General features: G+C 45.5%; 15 protein-coding genes and 1 riboswitch. Of the genes, 14 read left to right on the top strand and 1 reads right to left on the bottom strand.

The features are described from left to right. Positions 1–346: 346 nt before the first annotated feature. Positions 347–1,981 carry a response regulator transcription factor gene (locus VK70_RS19210; RefSeq protein WP_025694311.1) on the top strand — a complete coding sequence of 545 codons (1,635 nt, stop codon included), beginning with the start codon at positions 347–349 and terminating at the stop codon, positions 1,979–1,981. A gap of 239 nt (positions 1,982–2,220) precedes the next feature. Further along, positions 2,221–2,619, top strand: coding sequence for a MerR family transcriptional regulator (locus VK70_RS19205; RefSeq protein ID WP_051504978.1), 399 nt, complete (start codon positions 2,221–2,223; stop codon positions 2,617–2,619). Between the two features lie 58 nt (positions 2,620–2,677). On the opposite strand, the gene VK70_RS19200 is transcribed toward VK70_RS19205, so the two are convergent. Then, positions 2,678–3,703, bottom strand: a complete 1,026-nt coding sequence (locus VK70_RS19200; protein WP_025694313.1) for an aldo/keto reductase — start codon at positions 3,701–3,703, stop codon at positions 2,678–2,680. A 222-nt stretch (positions 3,704–3,925) separates the two neighbouring features. Further along, a riboswitch (cyclic di-GMP riboswitch) is annotated at positions 3,926–4,019 on the top strand. 44 nt (positions 4,020–4,063) lie between these two features. Between VK70_RS19200 and VK70_RS19195 the strand changes: the two genes are divergently transcribed. The 12 genes from VK70_RS19195 to VK70_RS19155 all read left to right on the top strand — a co-directional run bounded on the left by VK70_RS19195 (position 4,064) and on the right by VK70_RS19155 (position 18,082). After that, the gene (locus VK70_RS19195; protein ID WP_046723640.1) at positions 4,064–6,058 is read left to right on the top strand and encodes an S-layer homology domain-containing protein; all 1,995 of its coding nucleotides are present in this window, start codon (positions 4,064–4,066) and stop codon (positions 6,056–6,058) included. After that, a complete protein-coding gene (locus VK70_RS28420; protein ID WP_046723637.1) occupies positions 6,055–12,168 on the top strand; it encodes a DUF6531 domain-containing protein in 6,114 nt (2,037 codons plus the stop codon). Before VK70_RS19195 ends, VK70_RS28420 begins: the two co-directional genes overlap by 4 nt. Positions 12,169–12,202: 34 nt before the next feature. Next, positions 12,203–12,526, top strand: coding sequence for a hypothetical protein (locus tag VK70_RS19185; protein ID WP_025695328.1), 324 nt, complete (start codon positions 12,203–12,205; stop codon positions 12,524–12,526). A gap of 353 nt (positions 12,527–12,879) precedes the next feature. Beyond that, positions 12,880–13,206 carry a hypothetical protein gene (locus VK70_RS28645; RefSeq protein WP_162488714.1) on the top strand — a complete coding sequence of 109 codons (327 nt, stop codon included), beginning with the start codon at positions 12,880–12,882 and terminating at the stop codon, positions 13,204–13,206. Then, the gene (locus tag VK70_RS19180; protein WP_158454081.1) at positions 13,113–13,568 is read left to right on the top strand and encodes an RHS repeat-associated core domain-containing protein; all 456 of its coding nucleotides are present in this window, start codon (positions 13,113–13,115) and stop codon (positions 13,566–13,568) included. Before VK70_RS28645 ends, VK70_RS19180 begins: the two co-directional genes overlap by 94 nt. Positions 13,569–13,608: 40 nt before the next feature. Next, entirely contained in the window at positions 13,609–13,944 is a 336-nt protein-coding gene (locus VK70_RS27355) for an HYD1 signature containing ADP-ribosyltransferase family protein (RefSeq protein ID WP_081754828.1), read from the top strand. Positions 13,945–13,994: 50 nt separating this feature from the next. Continuing rightward, positions 13,995–14,246, top strand: coding sequence for a hypothetical protein (locus VK70_RS19175; protein WP_025695406.1), 252 nt, complete (start codon positions 13,995–13,997; stop codon positions 14,244–14,246). A 314-nt stretch (positions 14,247–14,560) separates the two neighbouring features. Continuing rightward, positions 14,561–15,040: a hypothetical protein gene (locus tag VK70_RS19170; RefSeq protein WP_025695405.1), complete on the top strand. Its 480-nt coding sequence runs from the start codon at positions 14,561–14,563 to the stop codon at positions 15,038–15,040. A 133-nt stretch (positions 15,041–15,173) separates the two neighbouring features. Next, positions 15,174–16,103, top strand: coding sequence for a hypothetical protein (locus tag VK70_RS19165; RefSeq protein WP_025695404.1), 930 nt, complete (start codon positions 15,174–15,176; stop codon positions 16,101–16,103). A 375-nt stretch (positions 16,104–16,478) separates the two neighbouring features. Further along, positions 16,479–16,631 carry a hypothetical protein gene (locus tag VK70_RS28415; protein ID WP_155986903.1) on the top strand — a complete coding sequence of 51 codons (153 nt, stop codon included), beginning with the start codon at positions 16,479–16,481 and terminating at the stop codon, positions 16,629–16,631. 251 nt (positions 16,632–16,882) lie between these two features. Continuing rightward, positions 16,883–17,572, top strand: a complete 690-nt coding sequence (locus VK70_RS19160; RefSeq protein ID WP_025695403.1) for a hypothetical protein — start codon at positions 16,883–16,885, stop codon at positions 17,570–17,572. A 162-nt stretch (positions 17,573–17,734) separates the two neighbouring features. Further along, positions 17,735–18,082, top strand: coding sequence for a hypothetical protein (locus VK70_RS19155; protein ID WP_025695402.1), 348 nt, complete (start codon positions 17,735–17,737; stop codon positions 18,080–18,082). Positions 18,083–18,116: the final 34 nt, after the last annotated feature.

The raw sequence follows: 18,116 nt of genomic DNA, 5'->3' as shown, positions 1-18,116 counted from the left end.
AGCTTAATGAAATATGGAATGCTGCCGAAAAAAATTTATTCTCTACTCTTTTGAATGGAGAAATATGGGATTCAGTAGTTCTTTAGAATGTGGGAAATTCGGGAATGGATGATAAAGAATTTTGTGCTGCTTTACTATATCAATATAATTTGAGTAATATTTTGCATTGCGCCGACAAAATTAACTTAATATACAATAAAACAGTAAAGTGTAAAAACCTCGCATGCCAGCACCAAATATTCCAGTTGGTTGTACTATTCACCCCATTATGTAAACTTAATGGTAAGGAATACCATCAAACTACGGGAATAAGCTTCTTGAAATTAGCAGATCTGGGGGGAATGCAATGTACCGAGTTCTAATCGTGGATGATGAGCCGATCATCCGCAACGGAATTGAAGCCTTTATCGATTGGGAAAATGAGGGGTTGTCGGTGGAAGCCATTTGTGCCAACGGGACAGTGGCTCTGACTGCTCTGGAGAACCGTCCCGTCGATATTCTCATCACGGATATCCAAATGCCTTTAATGAGCGGCATTGAACTAATGAAGCAAGCGTTCGAGCTTTACCCTTGGCTTAAAGTGATCATGATCAGCAGTTACAGTGATTTTGAATATGTAAAAGAGGGTCTCAAACTAGGCGCCGTCGATTACTTGCTGAAGTCGGCATTGAAACCGGGAGAGCTTCTTGCCGTCCTTCATAGATGTATCTCCATGCTGAATGAAGAACGCCGGAAGGAAACGGAATTCCAACAGGGGGTCATCTACCGGGAACGGAAATCTATCGAACAGGAAATCAAAAGGCTGATCGTTCAAGAACAGGACCTGCTTTCTTTAATCGATTGGGCTCCCGCATGGTTCGAACAACGCTATGCTTGTGTCTATCTTATACTGGATGGAGCAGAGGAATTAAAGGAAAATTGTGGATGTTTGAATGTGCAATTACTGATGGAGGATTTGCAGGAGTTGTTTTATGTGCAGGTGGATGAGGGAGCCGCAATGCTGATGGGGGAAAGCGGCATGTTTCTTGTATTTCCGAACAACGTCGGGGACGCTGAGCTTCGACTCCGTTATTGGAAGCAATTCGTGGAAACGGAATTGGAAATTTCCATATCTGCCGGCTTCACTATTGAGCAAGGAATCTGCCGAATTCCGAATGGATTTGTCGGCAGCCGCATGGCCTGCCAAAGAAGATTTTTGGAAGGCCTGGGCGGCATAAATGTGTGGGAAGAATCAACAGAAAACAAGGGAATAGCACAAGTGTCGACGACTGAATCGGAACCGCCTGATTGGAAGTCTTTTTTTGAAATCATCCGCAACGGGGATCCGATTTCCTCTGCGATGGAGAATGCAGTGGAACGTTGGAAAGGCATGGGGTCGAATCCGGAACAAGTAAAGCACGAGGCTAACGATCTTCTCACGGATATTTATGAACTGCAGGCAGACGCAGGACCACCACTTTCCGAACTGCTTGATTTGCTTGAACGGACGGAGACGCTGGATCAAATCTTATCGCTTCTGAAACGCGGACTCGAAGATATCGGGAAGACCTTTATTCCGAAACTGGCCGATAAAGGAAACGGAGGGCAACTCATCACGAAGGCGCTGGAATATATAACCAATCATTATAGCGAGAACTTGACGCTGCAGATCGTAGCGGATACTGTGCATCTCAGTAAAAATTATTTCAGTCTCCTTTTCAAAAAACAAACGGGTCAAAACTTTATCGATTATCTGATTGAGCTGCGGATTCGGGAAGCAAAGCGCCTTTTGGCTGAGGAGGACGTCCGCATAACTGATATCTCTGAAATCGCAGGGTTCAATGATGTGAATTATTTCAGAAAACTTTTTAAAAAAATGACCGGTTTGACCCCTTTGGAATACAGGGAAAGACATCAGGGAACAGATTCGCAGTTGGAGCAGGTGACTAAACAAATTAGTGAAAAGACGGCTGTGAATGAAGTGTCGTTGGAAGTGAAGTAAACCAGATCATACACGAATTCATGTGAACTCCAAGTCCGCTTGTTCTGGCAAGCTGCAGCTTGGAGTTTTTGGTCGTTTAGCGGAACGATGAGAGTTACTCTTGTTCTACTCTTATTGTCCGGCATTCTGTCGGCAAGCGAATCCCGCTGCACTTGACTTCGATCTTGCTCTAGGGCCTATAATGAAGATAACGTACCTGAATCCAAGGTTCACCTAAAATAAGGCGGAGGTCAAACCCTATGAGCCTCAACATACAGTATACGATTGGCCAAGTGGCAGAGAAGTCCAATTTGTCGATCCACACCTTAAGATATTATGAAAAAGAGGGCATCCTGCCGTTCATCAAACGAAACGAGAGTGGCATCCGCATTTATGAAGATGAGCATATCGAGTGGCTTAAATTCATATGCTGCCTCCGCGATACGGGCATGTCCATATCACAGCTGAAGGAATTTGTCGAGCTTACCGTGCAGGGCGACGCAACCATCGAAGAGCGTATACAAATGCTTGAGCTGCAGAAGAAAACCGTTCAAGACCAGGTCAACACCCTGATGTCCTATATCGGGATGATTGACTTCAAGATCGATAGGTATTCCAAAGAAAAAGACGGGATCAAGAGCACCGGACAACCAGAGTAAAAATCCTATACAAAAGGGACGAACCGAAGTGTTTCGGCTCATCCCTTTTTTATGCTGCTTATTTCTGAATTGGGTAACGATCTTCAATATAAACGCTTGGGTTCCATAATGGATACTCCGGCTGCAGACGGCTGACTTGATCAAGACGGGACAATTCATCCTCGTTCAAAACAATACCGGATGCTCCAAGATTGTCCTGAAGCTGGTCAGGACGTTTGGCTCCGACAATCACGCTTGTGACGGCCGGTTGATTCAGCAGCCAGGCCAGTGCGATTCTGGCGACCGAGGTTTCCCGCGTCTTGGCGATCTCCTGCAAGACGTCAATCAGGACATAACCCTTCTCCCGGTCAACCGGAGGAAAATCGAATTTGTTGCGCCGGTCATCCGCCCCGCCTTGGTTGTCCCGCGTATACTTGCCCGACAGAAATCCACCGGCCAACGGACTCCACACAAGCAGGCCCATCTTCTGATCCTGAAGCACAGGGATGATATCCCGCTCAACGTCGCGTCCGGCGAGCGAATAATAAGATTGGGTCGTTTGGAAGGCATGCAGGCCCAGTTGACGGGAAACGCCGTTCGCCTTCATCATCTGCCAGCCCTGCAGGTTGGAGCAGCCGATATATCTTACTTTACCGCTGCGAACGAGATCGTCCAGCGCGCGCAAGGTCTCTTCCCAGTCCGTAAGCGGGTCGGGGGCATGAATCTGATAAAGGTCGATGTAATCTGTTCCAAGACGCTTGAGGCTTTCTTCCGCTTGCTGGATAATATGGCCTCTCGATAATCCTACCTGGTTCGGACCCGGCCCCATTCGGAATCTTACCTTGGTCGCGATCACCGCTTCATGCCGCTTGCCTTTGAGCGAACGCCCCAAAATCTCTTCCGACTCACCCACGCCGTACACATTAGCGGTATCAAAAAAATTAAGGCCTGCTTCGAGCGCTTTATTCACAAGCTGCCCAGCCGCCTGCTCATCAAGAGCCCCCATTACAGAACTCATCGGATCATTTTTGCCGCCGAACGTCATCGTGCCGAGACAGAATTCCGATACCATCAGACCCGTGCCGCCTAGCTGTTTGTATTTCATGCTTCATCTCTCCCTTGCTGATTGATTATGTCCTAGCAAAATCATCATAATACCTAGAGTTTACTCTAGGTCAAGACTTGTATTTTGGCGATTATTCTTATTGGGAACAAAGTAGTATTTGGGAAAAATAGCATGGCAGAAATTTGCAACCTATTGTACAATTTTGGGGAAAGTAAAACTTTTTGACTACATATAAAGCACTAGTTATAAAGAAACCAAGTGCTTGAACAAAGGCAAACCCGTTCGAAAGTCGGGGGCGCAAAGCCACGGGCCTACCGTCATGATCCAATCATGACCTGGCAGCCGGGTTGCTCAAGAGGCTTGGTTTTTTGTTGTCATTAGTGGGGGGATTGGAGATTTATGAGGAGCGTATTGAAGAAATGCATGGTGGGATTATTAGTCACGGGATTACTAGCGGCAGGGACAGTATCCTCCGGGCAGCCGGTATCCGCTGAGACGGTCTACACCTACAAGGATAAATTGTCCTCGTTCACTGTTGAGGGAAGCAATGTCCGAATATCGGGGACACATGTGGTCTGGCGGTCCAGAGCCGCAAATTATGCCGGACAAATCTATTATGGCAACACGGATACCGGTCAAAAGCTAGAGATAACGAGCCATGGCAAACCAACCGATACGCCTGTCGTCGGCGTTAATGGAAAAGGGGAGCCGATCGTCGTATGGGCTGACAAAAGAGACCAAAACGCCGGCGCCGGCAATCTGAACTGGGATATCTACAGCTACAATGTCAAGACAAGAACCGAGTCCAAACTAAATACGGATGTCGGCCAGCATCGCATACCTTCCATAGACGGCAATTATGTTGTCTGGCAGACAAATCCTCAATACGAAATGTACTTATATGACCTGGCGAATGGCACCTTGAAGGATCTGGGAGAAGGGCGAGACCCGATCGTTGGGAAAGGACGCATTGTCTACAAAGGGGCTTTGGATGGCGATCTGTATGAATATGAGATTTCGTCCGGGACAAGCCGGAAGCTTCTTGACCTGCCGGGCACCTCTTATGTAGAGCGGTTCGTATTCAATGGCGAAGAAATTTTATGGAAGCAGCGTGACCTGGACGGAAATGGGAAGTATACGTTTCTTGATCTGGGAGTAAGTAATCCGCAGCCGGTGGATTTGACCCAGCCGGTTCCGCCAGGCAAAACCGAATACGCGGAAATGAGTATTTCTGGCGGAACGGCAGCCTGGCTGGAGGCCAGCGGCGACAAGGCTATAGTACGGAGCGCGGATTTAGCGACCGGGAACCTGTACAGCTTGGGCGTTATCACACCTTCGCAATTCATCGGCTTCAATGGAGAAGAGCTTGCTCTGGTTGCGGGCGGCAAGCTGGCTAGCCGGGAAATCGTTCGGAGCGAATCGGCTGCTTCGACCGCTGGGGGCGCTGCGCTTCAGCCGGAAGGCGATCTTATCGGCCCGGGTGGCGGAGTGGCAGCGAGTGGACAAGCCGTACGGCTCGTGTTCGAACCGGGAACCTTCGGCAAGGATACACGAGTCGTATTGAAGCCAAGCAGAGCGGTCACAGCGCCTAATAAAGCAATGACATGGCTTGGAGTGGCCTGGACATGGACGTCCGAAGCGAAGCTTGAAAAGCCTGCCCTGCTTACCTTTGAATTAGAGCAAGCCGCTGCAACGGCTGACCGTGCTAACCGGACAGGCATTTACCGTTATAACGAGGATACCGGAAAGTGGATTTACGTCGGCGGAACATTCGACGTCTCTTGGCGGAACATTCGGACCCAAGTTCAAGAGCCTGGTTTGTACGCTCTGTTCCTATACGAGCCTTCATTCACGGATATGAAGACCCATTGGGCAAAAGACGAGGTTGAAGTGCTGGCATCCAGATGGATCGTGAATGGCATGAATACAGGACGCTTCGAGCCCGGCCAATCGGTTACGCGTGCCCAGTTTGCCAAGATGCTGGTTGAAGCTGCGGGTCTCAGAGGCCCGAAGCAGGGGACATCTTCATTTAAGGATGTTCCTGCGGGCCACTGGGCTTCGGATGCCGTGGAACAAGCGGCAGCGGCGGGCTGGATCAAAGGCTACGAAGGAAGTTTGTTTAAACCGAACGCCTCCATCACCCGTGAGGAAATGATGGTCATGCTGACGAATGCTGCGTCACTTCGGAAGGAAGAGCCAAGCGAGGCGTTGAACGCCTACGCCGATGCCGCCAAGGTCCATTCATGGGCCCAGCCGTCCGTATTGGCTGCAATCAAGAGCGGACTCATTCAAGGCAGCGGCGACCGTTTGAATCCAAGAGCTACCTGCACAAGAGCAGAGGCTGCGGCCGTTATTTACAGATGGCTGGGTAAGAAAGGGGAAGTGTTTCAATGATTAAGAGAAGGTATGGAAGAAGCCTATTACAAAGGTGGGGCAAGCGGCTTGGACCGGCAATGAGATATTTTCTATCCGTTATTATCGTACTGACGGGATTGCCTCTGCTGCCGAATCAAGACCTGCCGAGAGCCTACGCGGACACTTCGCTACAGATTAACCCTGCCAGCTTTAGTTCGGTGTATGGCGGACAGGCTGCGGTAAATTTCCGCTTTGATAATCCTGATCCGACGGATCCAACGCAGACATCTCATGATACGGTTATTAAACTTGAGCGTAGCGGTTCTACGGTGGCTACATTAAATTCCGGCAGCTATCCGACCGAGACGAATAACACCTTTGTATGGAACGGCAAGATAAGCGGCGAGCCCGCACCGGAAGGCAGCTATACGATTCGAGTAGCGCCCACCCGGTTTCCCAATAACGGCAATTCAGGGAGGGTTGAGGTTGTCAATCCGAAACCACCCGCGCCCAAAGGCTTGCAGGTTATTCCAAACCCGGCAAGTGAGAAGCACATTATCCGCGGCATTGCGGAGATCGGCACCAAAATTGAGCTTAAAATGAAGCGGATTCGGCGGGTAGGCGATAATACGACCTTTGATGACGGCCGGGTAGAGACCTTGGTTTCGGGAGTTGAGGTTAAGCCCCGAACGTCTTCCTGGGCGCTGGATATATCTGCTGACCAGACCTACTTTGGTGATGGTGTGTTCCCGGAACGGACGGACAACCCGGCCTCAAAATATATCGGGGAGTGGGAAATAGAGGTCAAGCTTCCCGCATACGAAATTGCGGAGATTCAGGCCTTTGCTACAAGGGATTTTGACCACAAACGGTCAGCAGGATCGGAGACGCTTCGTGTGCTTCGTTATCCCGCTCCTTCCTGGGGTATCAACTGGGCCGTTGTAGCTAGCTATTATTATAATGTAATCGAGAAAGATGCCATCGTGGGAAAAATCGGCGAGATTGCCAGCTTCAACGGCTTCCCGGTTGAGGACTGCAACGATCAGATCTGCTACGGTCCAATTGATGAGGGCGTTAACCTGTTGATCATGAACCCGCAGCAGGCGGGGGAGATCGGGCGTAAAGACGATGAGCGAATAAAAGAAGAGTTTGCAAACCGAAACGGATATCCAATCTCTGATGCGTTTGACCCGATTAATTTGGCAACAGGCGACTTTGTTTTTACACAGACGAACCTCAGCGTACAAGCGGTCATGCCGCTTGACATGACGCTTACCTACCACAGCAGGGACCGTTATGACGGTGACTTTGGGGTAGGCTGGCATCATTCCTTTGAGCGTAAGCTCGAATTCCGGGAGAACGGTGTGCTGTATGTCATATCGCCGGAAGGAGCAAGACATCGCTTCGACCCGGCCGGAGACGGCCGTTACGAAGGACCGGACGGCTTGTACGATACCCTTGTCCGCAATAGCGACGGTACCTATACGCAGCAAACGCCGGATAGGCTTACCTATACCTATCGCAGAGACGGAAAGCTGTACCGAATCGATGATAGCAACGGGAACCGAATTCAGTTGTCTTATTATGGCAGCCTGCTCACCGAGATCGCCACGGAGGGCGCGAAGCTTACGCTCACTTACGGATCAGGCGGTAAAATCGTCCGGGTAACCGATAATACGGGCCGGCACGCAGACTATGAGTACGATGCCGTAAATCATGATCTGACGGCGATGATTTTACCGGACGGCGCCAGAATCGCCTATACCTACGATGAGAAGCATCGCATGACGGGCATTAAAAACCCGAATGAAACGTCGGAGCTGCTTAACGAGTACGACGATCAGGACCGGGTTGTACGGCAGCGGGATTTCGCCGGCGTCTGGGGAGACATTGAATATATTCCTGATTCCAAAAAGACGGTAACGACGGATGCGCTTGGCCGAAAGACCGTGTACGAGTATGACGAGCGGTACCGTAAAACAGCGGTAACCTATGACGATGGCACGACCGAGCGGTTCCAATACGACAAGAATGATAACATGACCCGGATGACCGACCGCAACGGTTCGGAATGGGATTATCAGTATGATGGAAACGGCAATCTCATTCGGGCGCAGGACCCGGAAGGCTATCAGACGGAAATCAGATACAATGACTTCAATCTTCCGGAGGAGATCACAGACCCGCTTGGACGCAAGACGGTACTGAGCTATGACGGCAAAGGAAATCTCACCGCCATCACCGATGCGCTCGGCGGAGTTTCCAAGATCACAGTCAATGATAAGGGAGTTCCGGAATCAACCATTAACGCCAAGGGCGAGACGACATCGATTCAGAACGATCCGCACGGATTCGCCAGTCTGTTTACGGACCCGCTTGGCAACCGGCAGGAGTTGGTGCGTGATCCGCTTCACCGAGTCACAGAGATCGTGGATGCGCTCGGGCACCGGACGAAGCTCCAATACGATCCGAGGGACCGGGTTACGGCGCGGATTGATGCGCTGGGACATACGGAACGATATGAATATGATAAGGACAGCAATCTTATCGGCTATACCGATACTGGCGGTTCCCGAACCGCATACGGCTACGATAGCTATGCCAGACTGTCGTCCGAGACCGATGCCCTGGGCAACACGACCAGTTATTCGTATGATAAGGTCGGAAATATGATCGAACAGACGGATGCGGCAGGCTCGAAGACAGTTTATGAGTATGATTCGAGCAACCGGATCGCGTCCATGACAGATCCGGAAGGGAATGTCAGCACATATGAGTACGATGGCAACGGGAACGTAATCGTCGTAAATCAGCCTAATGACAGCACGATCCGGATTGAATATGACAAACGAAATCTGCCTGTGAAGATGACCGATGCGGCTGGCGGAGTAACCACCTTCAGCTACGATGCGGCAGGCCAGCTGACGCAGGAGATAGACCCGCTCGGTCACGGAGTGCACTATGCTTACGACGCATTAGGAAGGCTGACCGAGGAGAAGGACGCGCTGGGCCAAGTCACGTCCTATGGATATGACGAAGCCGGCCAGTTGGTCCGAACCGTGAAGCCGAACGGTGCGGAGTGGAAGCTGGATTACGATGCCCGGGGCATGCTGGTGAAGGTTACCGATCCTTTGGGCCAGACGTCGACAATGAATCGTGACGCATTGGGTCAAGTAACCGGACTGGCTGATGAGGCCGGCAAGGTAACGTCTTATGAGTATGACGCGCTTGGCAGGGTAACAAGACTCGTTGATCCGCTGGGACATGTGACGGAGCTCACCTATGATGCCCGTGGACAACTGACAGGTCTTAAGGATGCCAAAGGGCAGTCGACCCGGTATGACTATGATGCGCTGGGCCGCCTGCTGGAGGTAACGAATGCGCTTGGCCATACGACAGCCTACAAATATGACGCGCTAGGCAATATTACATCTAAAACGGATGCTTTGGGTCGGGTTACGACATATGGTTATAATCGCCGCAGTGAACTGATTCGTGAGGCGGGTCCGCTGGGACGTATAACGGAACTTGCCTACGATAGTATGGGCAACATGACTGGTATGACAGCGCCGGATGGTAAGCTGACCAGTTATGCTTATGACAAACTGAGCAGATTGACGGGTATCGCATACCCGGATGGAAAAGAAGTCGGTTACGAGTATGACGCTGCCGGCCGCAGAACACGGATGACGGATGAATTGGGAACGACAACGTATGCTTACGATGCCCTGAACCGTCTTACGCAGGTTACAGATTCTAATCAGAGAACGATTAAGTATGACTGGACGGCAACCGGTCAGCGCAGCCGGATCGAATATCCGGATGGCACTTCCGTCTCTTACCAGTATGATCTGCTGGACAGAATGACCGGAGTAACCGATGCCGAGGGCCGGACGACGACCTATGACTACGATGCCCGGGGATTGCTTGTTTCCAAGAAGCTTCCGACTCTGGGAGAGAGCACCTACACCTATGACGACGCTGGCCAACTGCTTCAGCTGACACACAGCAATCAGTTCCAGAAGATCTTGGAGCAGTTGACCTATTCGTACGATCCTGTCGGCAACCGTATACGCAGTGAACGGAAATCAGACGGCAACGATGAAGAGGATTCGGACGAAAATGACAGTGAGGAACGAATCGTAACGGATTATGCGTATGATGCGTTGAACCAACTGGTAGAGGTACAGACACAGAATCCGCAGTCCGCTGATCAGCCTGCAATCACTCGCTATAAGTATGATGCTGTGGGGAACCGGATGCAGAAAACGAGCCAGTGGGGCGAATTGGCGCAAAAGGAGTCCTACACCTATGATGAAGCGGATCATCTGACGGAGTTGGCGACCGATGACGAGATTAATGACTACCTGTATGACCCTCGTGGCAATTTGCTGGAAGTCCTGCAGAAGCGCCTGCAGCTGCCGGAGGTAGAAGAAGATGATGAACATCCTTCGGTAACCGATGACGTTTATGAAGCGCCATCTGACAAGGCTGCTGAGGTGACGGGTACTGCCCCGCTTCTTGCCGCTAAGGACGCTGAGTCATGGTCGGAGCCGGAATCCATCGAGCAATATGTATGGAACGGAGCCAACCGGCTAATCCAGCAAACCAATGCCAAAGGCGATATTACCCGCTATGCCTACGACGGCGATGGAAACCGGATGAAGATGACCATCGACTATGCCCATGGCGGAAAAGGGAATGGCAACGGAAACGGCAATGGAAACGGTAATGGTAACAATGGTAACGGCAATGGAAATGGTAATGGTAATGGTAATGGTAATGGTAATGGTAACAATGGTAACGGTAACGGAAATGGGTGGGATAACTGCAAAGTCGTGCCGCCGGGCTTCATTCCACCGGGACTTGCCAAGAAGTGCGGTCAGACGGATGAAGAATATCCGGATCTGCATCCGGGCGGACCGCGGGACGGATGGGAGAAGCAGTACAAGAAAGAGCACTGGGAACTGAACTTCACCAATGACGTCAGTCTGGCGCTGCCTGAGCCTCTCCAGGTTACGGAAGCAGACAGCAGTAAATGGAAAGAGTCCTATGTATACGGAGCCGGGGGCGAGCGCCTCAGCATGACCTACCTGCCAGCTTACGATGATAACAACGGCTGGGAACCGACGCCTGGAGCTGGTGGAGCTGAACCGGGTGTGCAGCCGAAGACGCTATGGTACATGCAAGATGCGCTTGGCAGCACTCTTGGACTTGTGGAGAAAGACGGACGTGTATCCTCACGCTACCACTACGACGAATTCGGCGTACCGCAGGACGCGAAGAAATTCGATCTCAACTGGCCGGGGCCGGATAACTTGTTCGGTTACACGGGACTGGGTTATGATTTTACCAGCAGCAATACGTATGCCAGAGCACGATACTATAAGCCTGAGTTTGGCAGGTTTGTAAGTGAGGATACGTATAGAGGGGATATTTGGAATCCGCAGAGTTTGAATTTGTATAATTATGTTAATAACAATCCTCTAAGATATGTGGACCCAACAGGCCATCAAGCATTAGAAAAGTCTGTTGAAGAGGCAATGAAAGAGTTTAGGCTTATAATTGGGGGTGCAGGTAAAGGAGCTAAACAAGGTAAGAAAGGTGGTGCTTTGGGAACTATTGTTGGAGGGATTATCGGAGCATTATTCTTAAATGCTACTCCAGCAGGTGAAAGCCAGCAATCAATAAATCAGAATAAAGCAGAAAGATTGAATCTGCCGTTGATTAGTCCTGAACAACTCGAGAAATTAAACAAAAATAATGGTGGTTTTTATGCATATAGGTCGATTAATGATGTGGATATAGATATGATAGCAGCTGGGAAGGGGATTATAGCAAAAGACCCTATGGGAACTTGGTCTGCTGAAGAACATATACTTTATGGGAGTGACGAAGAGGCATGGGTAAATGATCCATGGCTTTCAACCACAGCAGATCCAACAGTTGCATTTAATAAATATAATGGTAATCGAAATGGCGTTATAGTGATAGATCTTAGTAAAATACAAAGCAATAAACTGTATTTCTCCATATTAAATTTAAAGCCTGGTACTAGAGCTTACAAATTAGCTTATGAAGATAAAGAGATTTTAATTAAATATAGTATCCCTCAAAGTGCAATTGTTGGTGTTATATTTTCTAACTAATGATAAACACTCTAAGAAATAAGGAGGAAAATACATGGATGAGAGAATGGAAGAAATAATGATTTTGCTTGATTCAATTGCTACTGAGATCATTGTCCCATTAAGAAGTAAAATCATAAATGAACCTGCGTTCAATAAACTGTATGAAATAATGGATGAGTTACAGGATTTGCTTCGCAATGAGAAAAAAGTTGAAAAAGATCTAGTAGCTATTTTATTTTTGATTTATACACAATTAGGTACTCAATCAAGATATGTACCAGAAGAAGATAAAAAAAGATTCACTCCTTATATTAGTAAAATGAGAGAAAAGATGAGGAATATATTTGGGAAAGCTTTACAGAATGAAGGGGCATAAAAAATGGTTTAAAATTATTGATTAGTTTCCTCTAAAACAAACTACATGCGAATTTTTTATTCCCTGTGGTTTGTTTTTTCTTTATTTAATACATGATGAAACGATAAATCATAATAAAATTACAAAACGTAATCAATTTATTAATTTCTTACAAGATACATGTAACATGTAGCGAGTTAAACTGGGACTAAGACAAACGGCAAAATGTCTTAAACGCAATTTTCGTAAAGCAAAACGGTATTCGCCGGTCATAGAGAGTAACAAGTATTAGCCAAATAAAACAGGTAGTTCACTATGACAGCAGTAAATGGAAACAGTCCTATGTCTATGGAGCCGGGGGAGAGCGCCTCAGCATGACCTACCTGCCAGCTTACGATGATAACAACGGCTGGGAACCGACGTCTGGAGCTGGCGGAGCTGAACCGGGTGTGCAGCCGAAGACGCTATGGTACATGCAAGATGCGCTTGGCAGCACCTTGGGACTTGTGGAGAAGGATGGGCGTGTATCCTCCCGCTACCATTACGCGAATTCGGCGTGCCGCAGGACGCGAAGAAGTTCGATCTTAACTGGCCGGGGCCGGATAACTTGTTCGGTTACACGGGACTGGGTTATGATTTTACCAGCAGCAATACGTATGCCAGAGCGCGTTACTACGAGCCTGAGATCGGCAGGTTTGTAAGTGAGGATACGTATAGAGGGCAGATTGATGATCCGCAGAGTTTGAATTTGTATACGTATGTGGGGAATAATCCTCCTAAATATACTGATCCTTCGGGTAATTGTTTTTGGGATGCTTGTATCTTAGAGGGAACTGCGGCTGCGGCATTAGTTGAGGGGGGCATATTTGTAATAGGGGCTTCAAGCATAATTATATGGAATCATTCAAATGCTGCTCCAGTAGAAGTACCTGGAACGGATAAACCCAAGCTTACAGTAATAGAGGGGGGAAGAACTCTAATAATAAAAATCAGACTCGACAGGTACCTACACCAAAAGTTCAACCTAATAAGGATGAGGACAGGAATGATAAAAATAGAGTAATACTCTATCATTATACTGATAAAAAGGGATATGAAGGGATATGAAGGGATATGAAGGTATATTAAGCAGTCGTCAGATAAATCCTTCACTTAAATCTGTAAGACCAAAGGATGCACGATATGGAGATGGGGTTTATCTAACTGATATTGCTCCAAATACAATGTCATACCAAGATCTATCACAGAAACTCTATAATAATAGAAATCAAACTAATAAGACCTATTATTTTATTGCCATTGATATCACCGATCTTATAATTAAATACGGAAGGGATAACGTATATATTTACTTATCACAAACGCCACTTGATATAAGTGATCGACTTGTCAATGCAGGTTACAATCGAGGAACAACTGCCCCAAATATAAAACCATAAATGTCACATAGAAGTGGAATAACAATATCATTGAAGGAGATGGAAAAACTATGGAGTTCTTAAAATATGAGCCTGAATTTTCTCCAATCAGTGTCTTTATAACTAGATTCTTTGATAATAAAAGTAAAAAATTAGTATACGAACAAGAAACTAAATTCCCTATCCCCACACTTATTACAGATGATAATATTGAGATTTTTGAAAAAGAGTATTTAGTCAAGGAAAGAAAATTCGCATTTAATGAAGATGCATTTATGACTATCTACTATTTGGAGGAATTAGTTTATAGATCAATTACCTAACTAATTACAAAACCACAAGCGACTTACACTCGCTTGTGGTTTTTCTCTCTTGCGTTGATGCATTTGCAATAAAGAAATCTAGCAGTATATGTACGGGCTGATGTAGAACATGGAAAATAGATCGTATCACCACTACGACAAATTCGTATCCCGACCGCGTTACTACGAGCCTGAGATTGACAGGTTTGTAAGTGAGGATTCGTATAAAGGAAATGCTTAGAATCCACAGAGCCAGAATCTTTATACGTATGTGCAAAATAATTCACTCTTTTATGTAGATCCGAGTGGTATGGCTCCAGTTTTTTAAGAAACGGATGGGGAATCACAAATGGAAAGAGATAGTTCAACATCCTGATACCACCGTAAAAGCTATTGAAGTAAACGCTGACCTTGATATAAAAGTGTCGGGTAAAGGCACATATTTTAGTGCTAGAAATGAAGCATTAAGGGCCGCCGAGCAAGAAGTCATCAATAAATATAAACAACAGAAGATAAACTTACTAAATGTAGATAATGCCGCTACTAAAGAAAATATGAGCACCTGGAAACCTCGTCATTCGGTTAAATTCGATATTAGATCTTCAAAATTGGCTTTAAAAGGTGGTAATCGAATAAACTCTGCTATTGGAGTATTCGATATTTATAAAACAGCTATGGATTTGAGAAAATCACAATTTATATACGCTCCTTATTATATGCAGGACGATATTGGATACTCGAAAGAAGGCTGGTTCTCCAAAACTAAATATCATAAAACCTATCAGTCAGGTCCGTCTCAAGGAAATAAATTATGATAAGGAAGAGTATAATTTCTGGAAGGCTGAGGGAGAAAGAGCTTTAGGGATATTTGGATGCATGGGAAATTTTTGTTCCAGGATTATTAAACCCCGTACTACCAAATAACTTTGATTAGGAAGGATGAATATATTGTCAGAAGAGCTAATCGTAGATGAGTCTAAATTCACAGAACTCACAACCATAGAACCGCAATATGAGAGTTTGAGCATAAGCAATCCGTCGGAAATACAAGTAGATGTCGAGGCTTTAATTACGCATCTGAAACGGATAAAAGGCATAGATAAAATTGAAAAATTGATAATCGACTATAACTCCTCTTTGGAAAATATTAGTATATTAAGCGCATTTACTAATCTGAAGTCTTTATTTATCTATGGACATCATATTCAATCATTGGATGGGATAGAATCATTTAGTAAAGGTGAATATATTAAAATTCAAACCCACCGCAACCGGCGCAGAGATCTCTCTCAGCTTTCGAATACAAAAGTAAAAAACATTGATCTTTTTGTAGAACGAAAAGAAGATTTCACGGCTCTTGCAAGGTGCAAGGATCTTAAAACCGTAGATATTTATCACTCGATGGAGCCTGATTTAGAGGAATGGAAAGATGTTCGGTTTGAAAGTCTGTCATTTAAAAGCTGCAAATTCAAAGAATTGGGAAATATAGCTGCGATCTCAGGCTTAGATGATATCAGTGTACTGGGTTGTCGCAGCCTGGAACGTTTCACAGGAGATAACAGCAACATCAAACGGCTGGTTTTGGATGGCAGCAAAAAGCTGGATTTAAGTACGCTAAAAACTTTCGAGGGAATTGAAGTGTTAATTGTAAATAGCTGTACCAAGGAAATGAATCTTACAGAGATCAGGGGGTTGAAATACGTCAAGCATATAGATTTCATTTTATGTAATGTGAAGGTCGATTTAATCAACCTGAAAGAGAACTTTCCGAATATAGAATCACTGCATATCTCACAGATGAAAAAAGACTATGGATTGCAATTGAAGGAACTAAATCCTGATGTGGAGATTACAAGTAGATCTTTTAGGCTTGAGTAGCAAAATAGGTTAGTTATCCGATATGGCTTATTTTCGATACACAATAAGGTTGAATGATATAATCTGATGGACGGAGATTGGAAACAGTCACCGTTCATTTTTCAAAAAATTCGTGTTATTTATGATTATAATTTTTTGCTTAATATCTTGTGCCCCAAACGATAAAAAAGGGATTCGTCCTACGATGAATTTAGATGAAGTGTTGAATAAGTTAATTGAGAACAATTTTCCATTCAGAGAGACACGTAATCCAAATTCTAATACAATGAAAAGTCAGTTAGCAACTACCGGATTGTTATTGTTACTCCCACTTTAAATCTAATATTCATTTATGAATACAATGATAAGAAAGCATTAGAGAAAGATCGAGAAACATTGAATAAGAAATTCAAAAAAAATTATTTCGATGGTGATGTTGTTGAAATTATAAAAGAAAATATATATATAGTTACTTCTAAAAACAAAGGCGAAGAAGAATCAAAACTAGAAAGTCAACTGAGTGGTTTTTTCTTAATAAAAAACATTTGACATCCTGAGTATGTCTGGTTGAAATATAGCAGATACATTTCACATGGAGTACAAAGAAGTAGCTGAAAAGATTAGTGTCTTCAAGCAAACCTTTCAAGACTGGATAAAAGAGCGAAGGAAAATACCGAAATTAGTAGTGGGCCCGTAAAATATAAAATGTAATATAGAATAGCCTGCCGTATTAGGTCATTATAATGGGAGACATTTATCAAGTGTACGAGTCGTAATATTTGGTAAGGAGTTGGATTCTGTTGAAGGATAAGTATAAGAAAGAACTGGTCCTTAATAAACGCTTAGACACTGAAACTTATGCTCTTATCACTGGTTTAGCACGTACGCGTAGAATGAAGAGAGACGTTAGTATGCTGTACGTACAGGGGGATATCGAGGCGAATTATGGTGTAGAAGGAGAGTTTTATTTTGAGCCCAATGATTTCAGTAATAATGGTCAAAAAATAGATGATTCTATACTGGATTACAATACCCCTCCGGGTTGCCAACCTGACCTATGGCTGTTTTGGATACCCGCTAATGATGGTTGCAGTTTAATATGGGAGGGGCCTGATGACTCCGATTATATTTTAGATTGGATAGCCTATTTAATTCAAAAAATTTTTGAACCCAGAGAGTATGTACTAAACGGGAAATTTCAAATTTTAACTGAGATAGGATTGGAAACAATAGAAATTAAAGATAATCATATCGTGAATAATGGAAAACCAGTCGTGTTAGACGAAGTATTGTTAAATATAATGATGAAAAGGATGCAGCATTCGAACTCCTCAAATATAAAAGGGAACAAAATAATCAAAATGGAGATGAGTCCAGATCAAAAATGGGCTATAGAGATTGAGGATAAAGACGGTAAAATAGTTGCTGTCTTATCACGTGTTATCAATGGTGCGTCTTTAGAACCTTTCAAGATTTATGATTTAGATTAAAAATTGTTTTCAGCTTATTAACCAACCGGGAGAAGATATTCCGAAGACCGCCCTGCATGCGCAATGTCACATCATCATTTTCAGAAATACGATAAAATTTTCATAAAAATTGATGGTTTTTGATGGAAACCACAGTAGCAATGTTATAGAGGAGGCATCTTGATGATTAATCAACAGACGCTTGAAAGCTATTATGAGAAGAAGGGCAGACTGCAGCAGAATTTTCTGACAAAACAATTTCAGGCGGATCTCCCTAAGTTTTCGGCACATGAGGAGGCGGCTAACTGGTTCAAGGAGCTGTTCGGGGACGACTTCATCTTTGTAGAGAAGACGAAAGCGGCGAATGAAACAGAATTCTACTACCTATACGACATTATTCATGACCGCGAGAGATGGGAACGCAGAGAAAGAGATATTAAGGAGAAGGGCTTTGCGAACGGTTTGGGCATGCTGCTGTGCGCCCAGCGGGTCGATATTTACGAGGACGGTTCGGTAGAGCTGGCATTTTAAAAAAAGGGATTCAGGACAAGCAACCGGTCAATGC

It is taken from the genome of Paenibacillus durus ATCC 35681, assembly GCF_000993825.1.
Taxonomy (GTDB): Bacteria; Bacillota; Bacilli; order Paenibacillales; family Paenibacillaceae; genus Paenibacillus_AQ; species Paenibacillus_AQ durus_B.
This window is presented reverse-complemented; position numbering and strand designations above follow the sequence as displayed.

Bases quoted from the DNA above. Each gene is read 5' to 3' on its own strand.
- VK70_RS19210 (WP_025694311.1), top strand. From the start codon at position 347: ATGTACCGAGTTCTAATCGTGGATGATGAGCCGATCATCCGCAACGGA.
- VK70_RS19205 (WP_051504978.1), top strand. From the start codon at position 2,221: ATGAGCCTCAACATACAGTATACGATTGGCCAAGTGGCAGAGAAGTCC.
- VK70_RS19200 (WP_025694313.1), bottom strand. From the start codon at position 3,703: ATGAAATACAAACAGCTAGGCGGCACGGGTCTGATGGTATCGGAATTC.
- VK70_RS19195 (WP_046723640.1), top strand. From the start codon at position 4,064: ATGAGGAGCGTATTGAAGAAATGCATGGTGGGATTATTAGTCACGGGA.
- VK70_RS28420 (WP_046723637.1), top strand. From the start codon at position 6,055: ATGATTAAGAGAAGGTATGGAAGAAGCCTATTACAAAGGTGGGGCAAG.
- VK70_RS19185 (WP_025695328.1), top strand. From the start codon at position 12,203: ATGGATGAGAGAATGGAAGAAATAATGATTTTGCTTGATTCAATTGCT.
- VK70_RS28645 (WP_162488714.1), top strand. From the start codon at position 12,880: ATGACCTACCTGCCAGCTTACGATGATAACAACGGCTGGGAACCGACG.
- VK70_RS27355 (WP_081754828.1), top strand. From the start codon at position 13,609: ATGAAGGGATATGAAGGTATATTAAGCAGTCGTCAGATAAATCCTTCA.
- VK70_RS19175 (WP_025695406.1), top strand. From the start codon at position 13,995: ATGGAGTTCTTAAAATATGAGCCTGAATTTTCTCCAATCAGTGTCTTT.
- VK70_RS19170 (WP_025695405.1), top strand. From the start codon at position 14,561: ATGGGGAATCACAAATGGAAAGAGATAGTTCAACATCCTGATACCACC.
- VK70_RS19155 (WP_025695402.1), top strand. From the start codon at position 17,735: ATGATTAATCAACAGACGCTTGAAAGCTATTATGAGAAGAAGGGCAGA.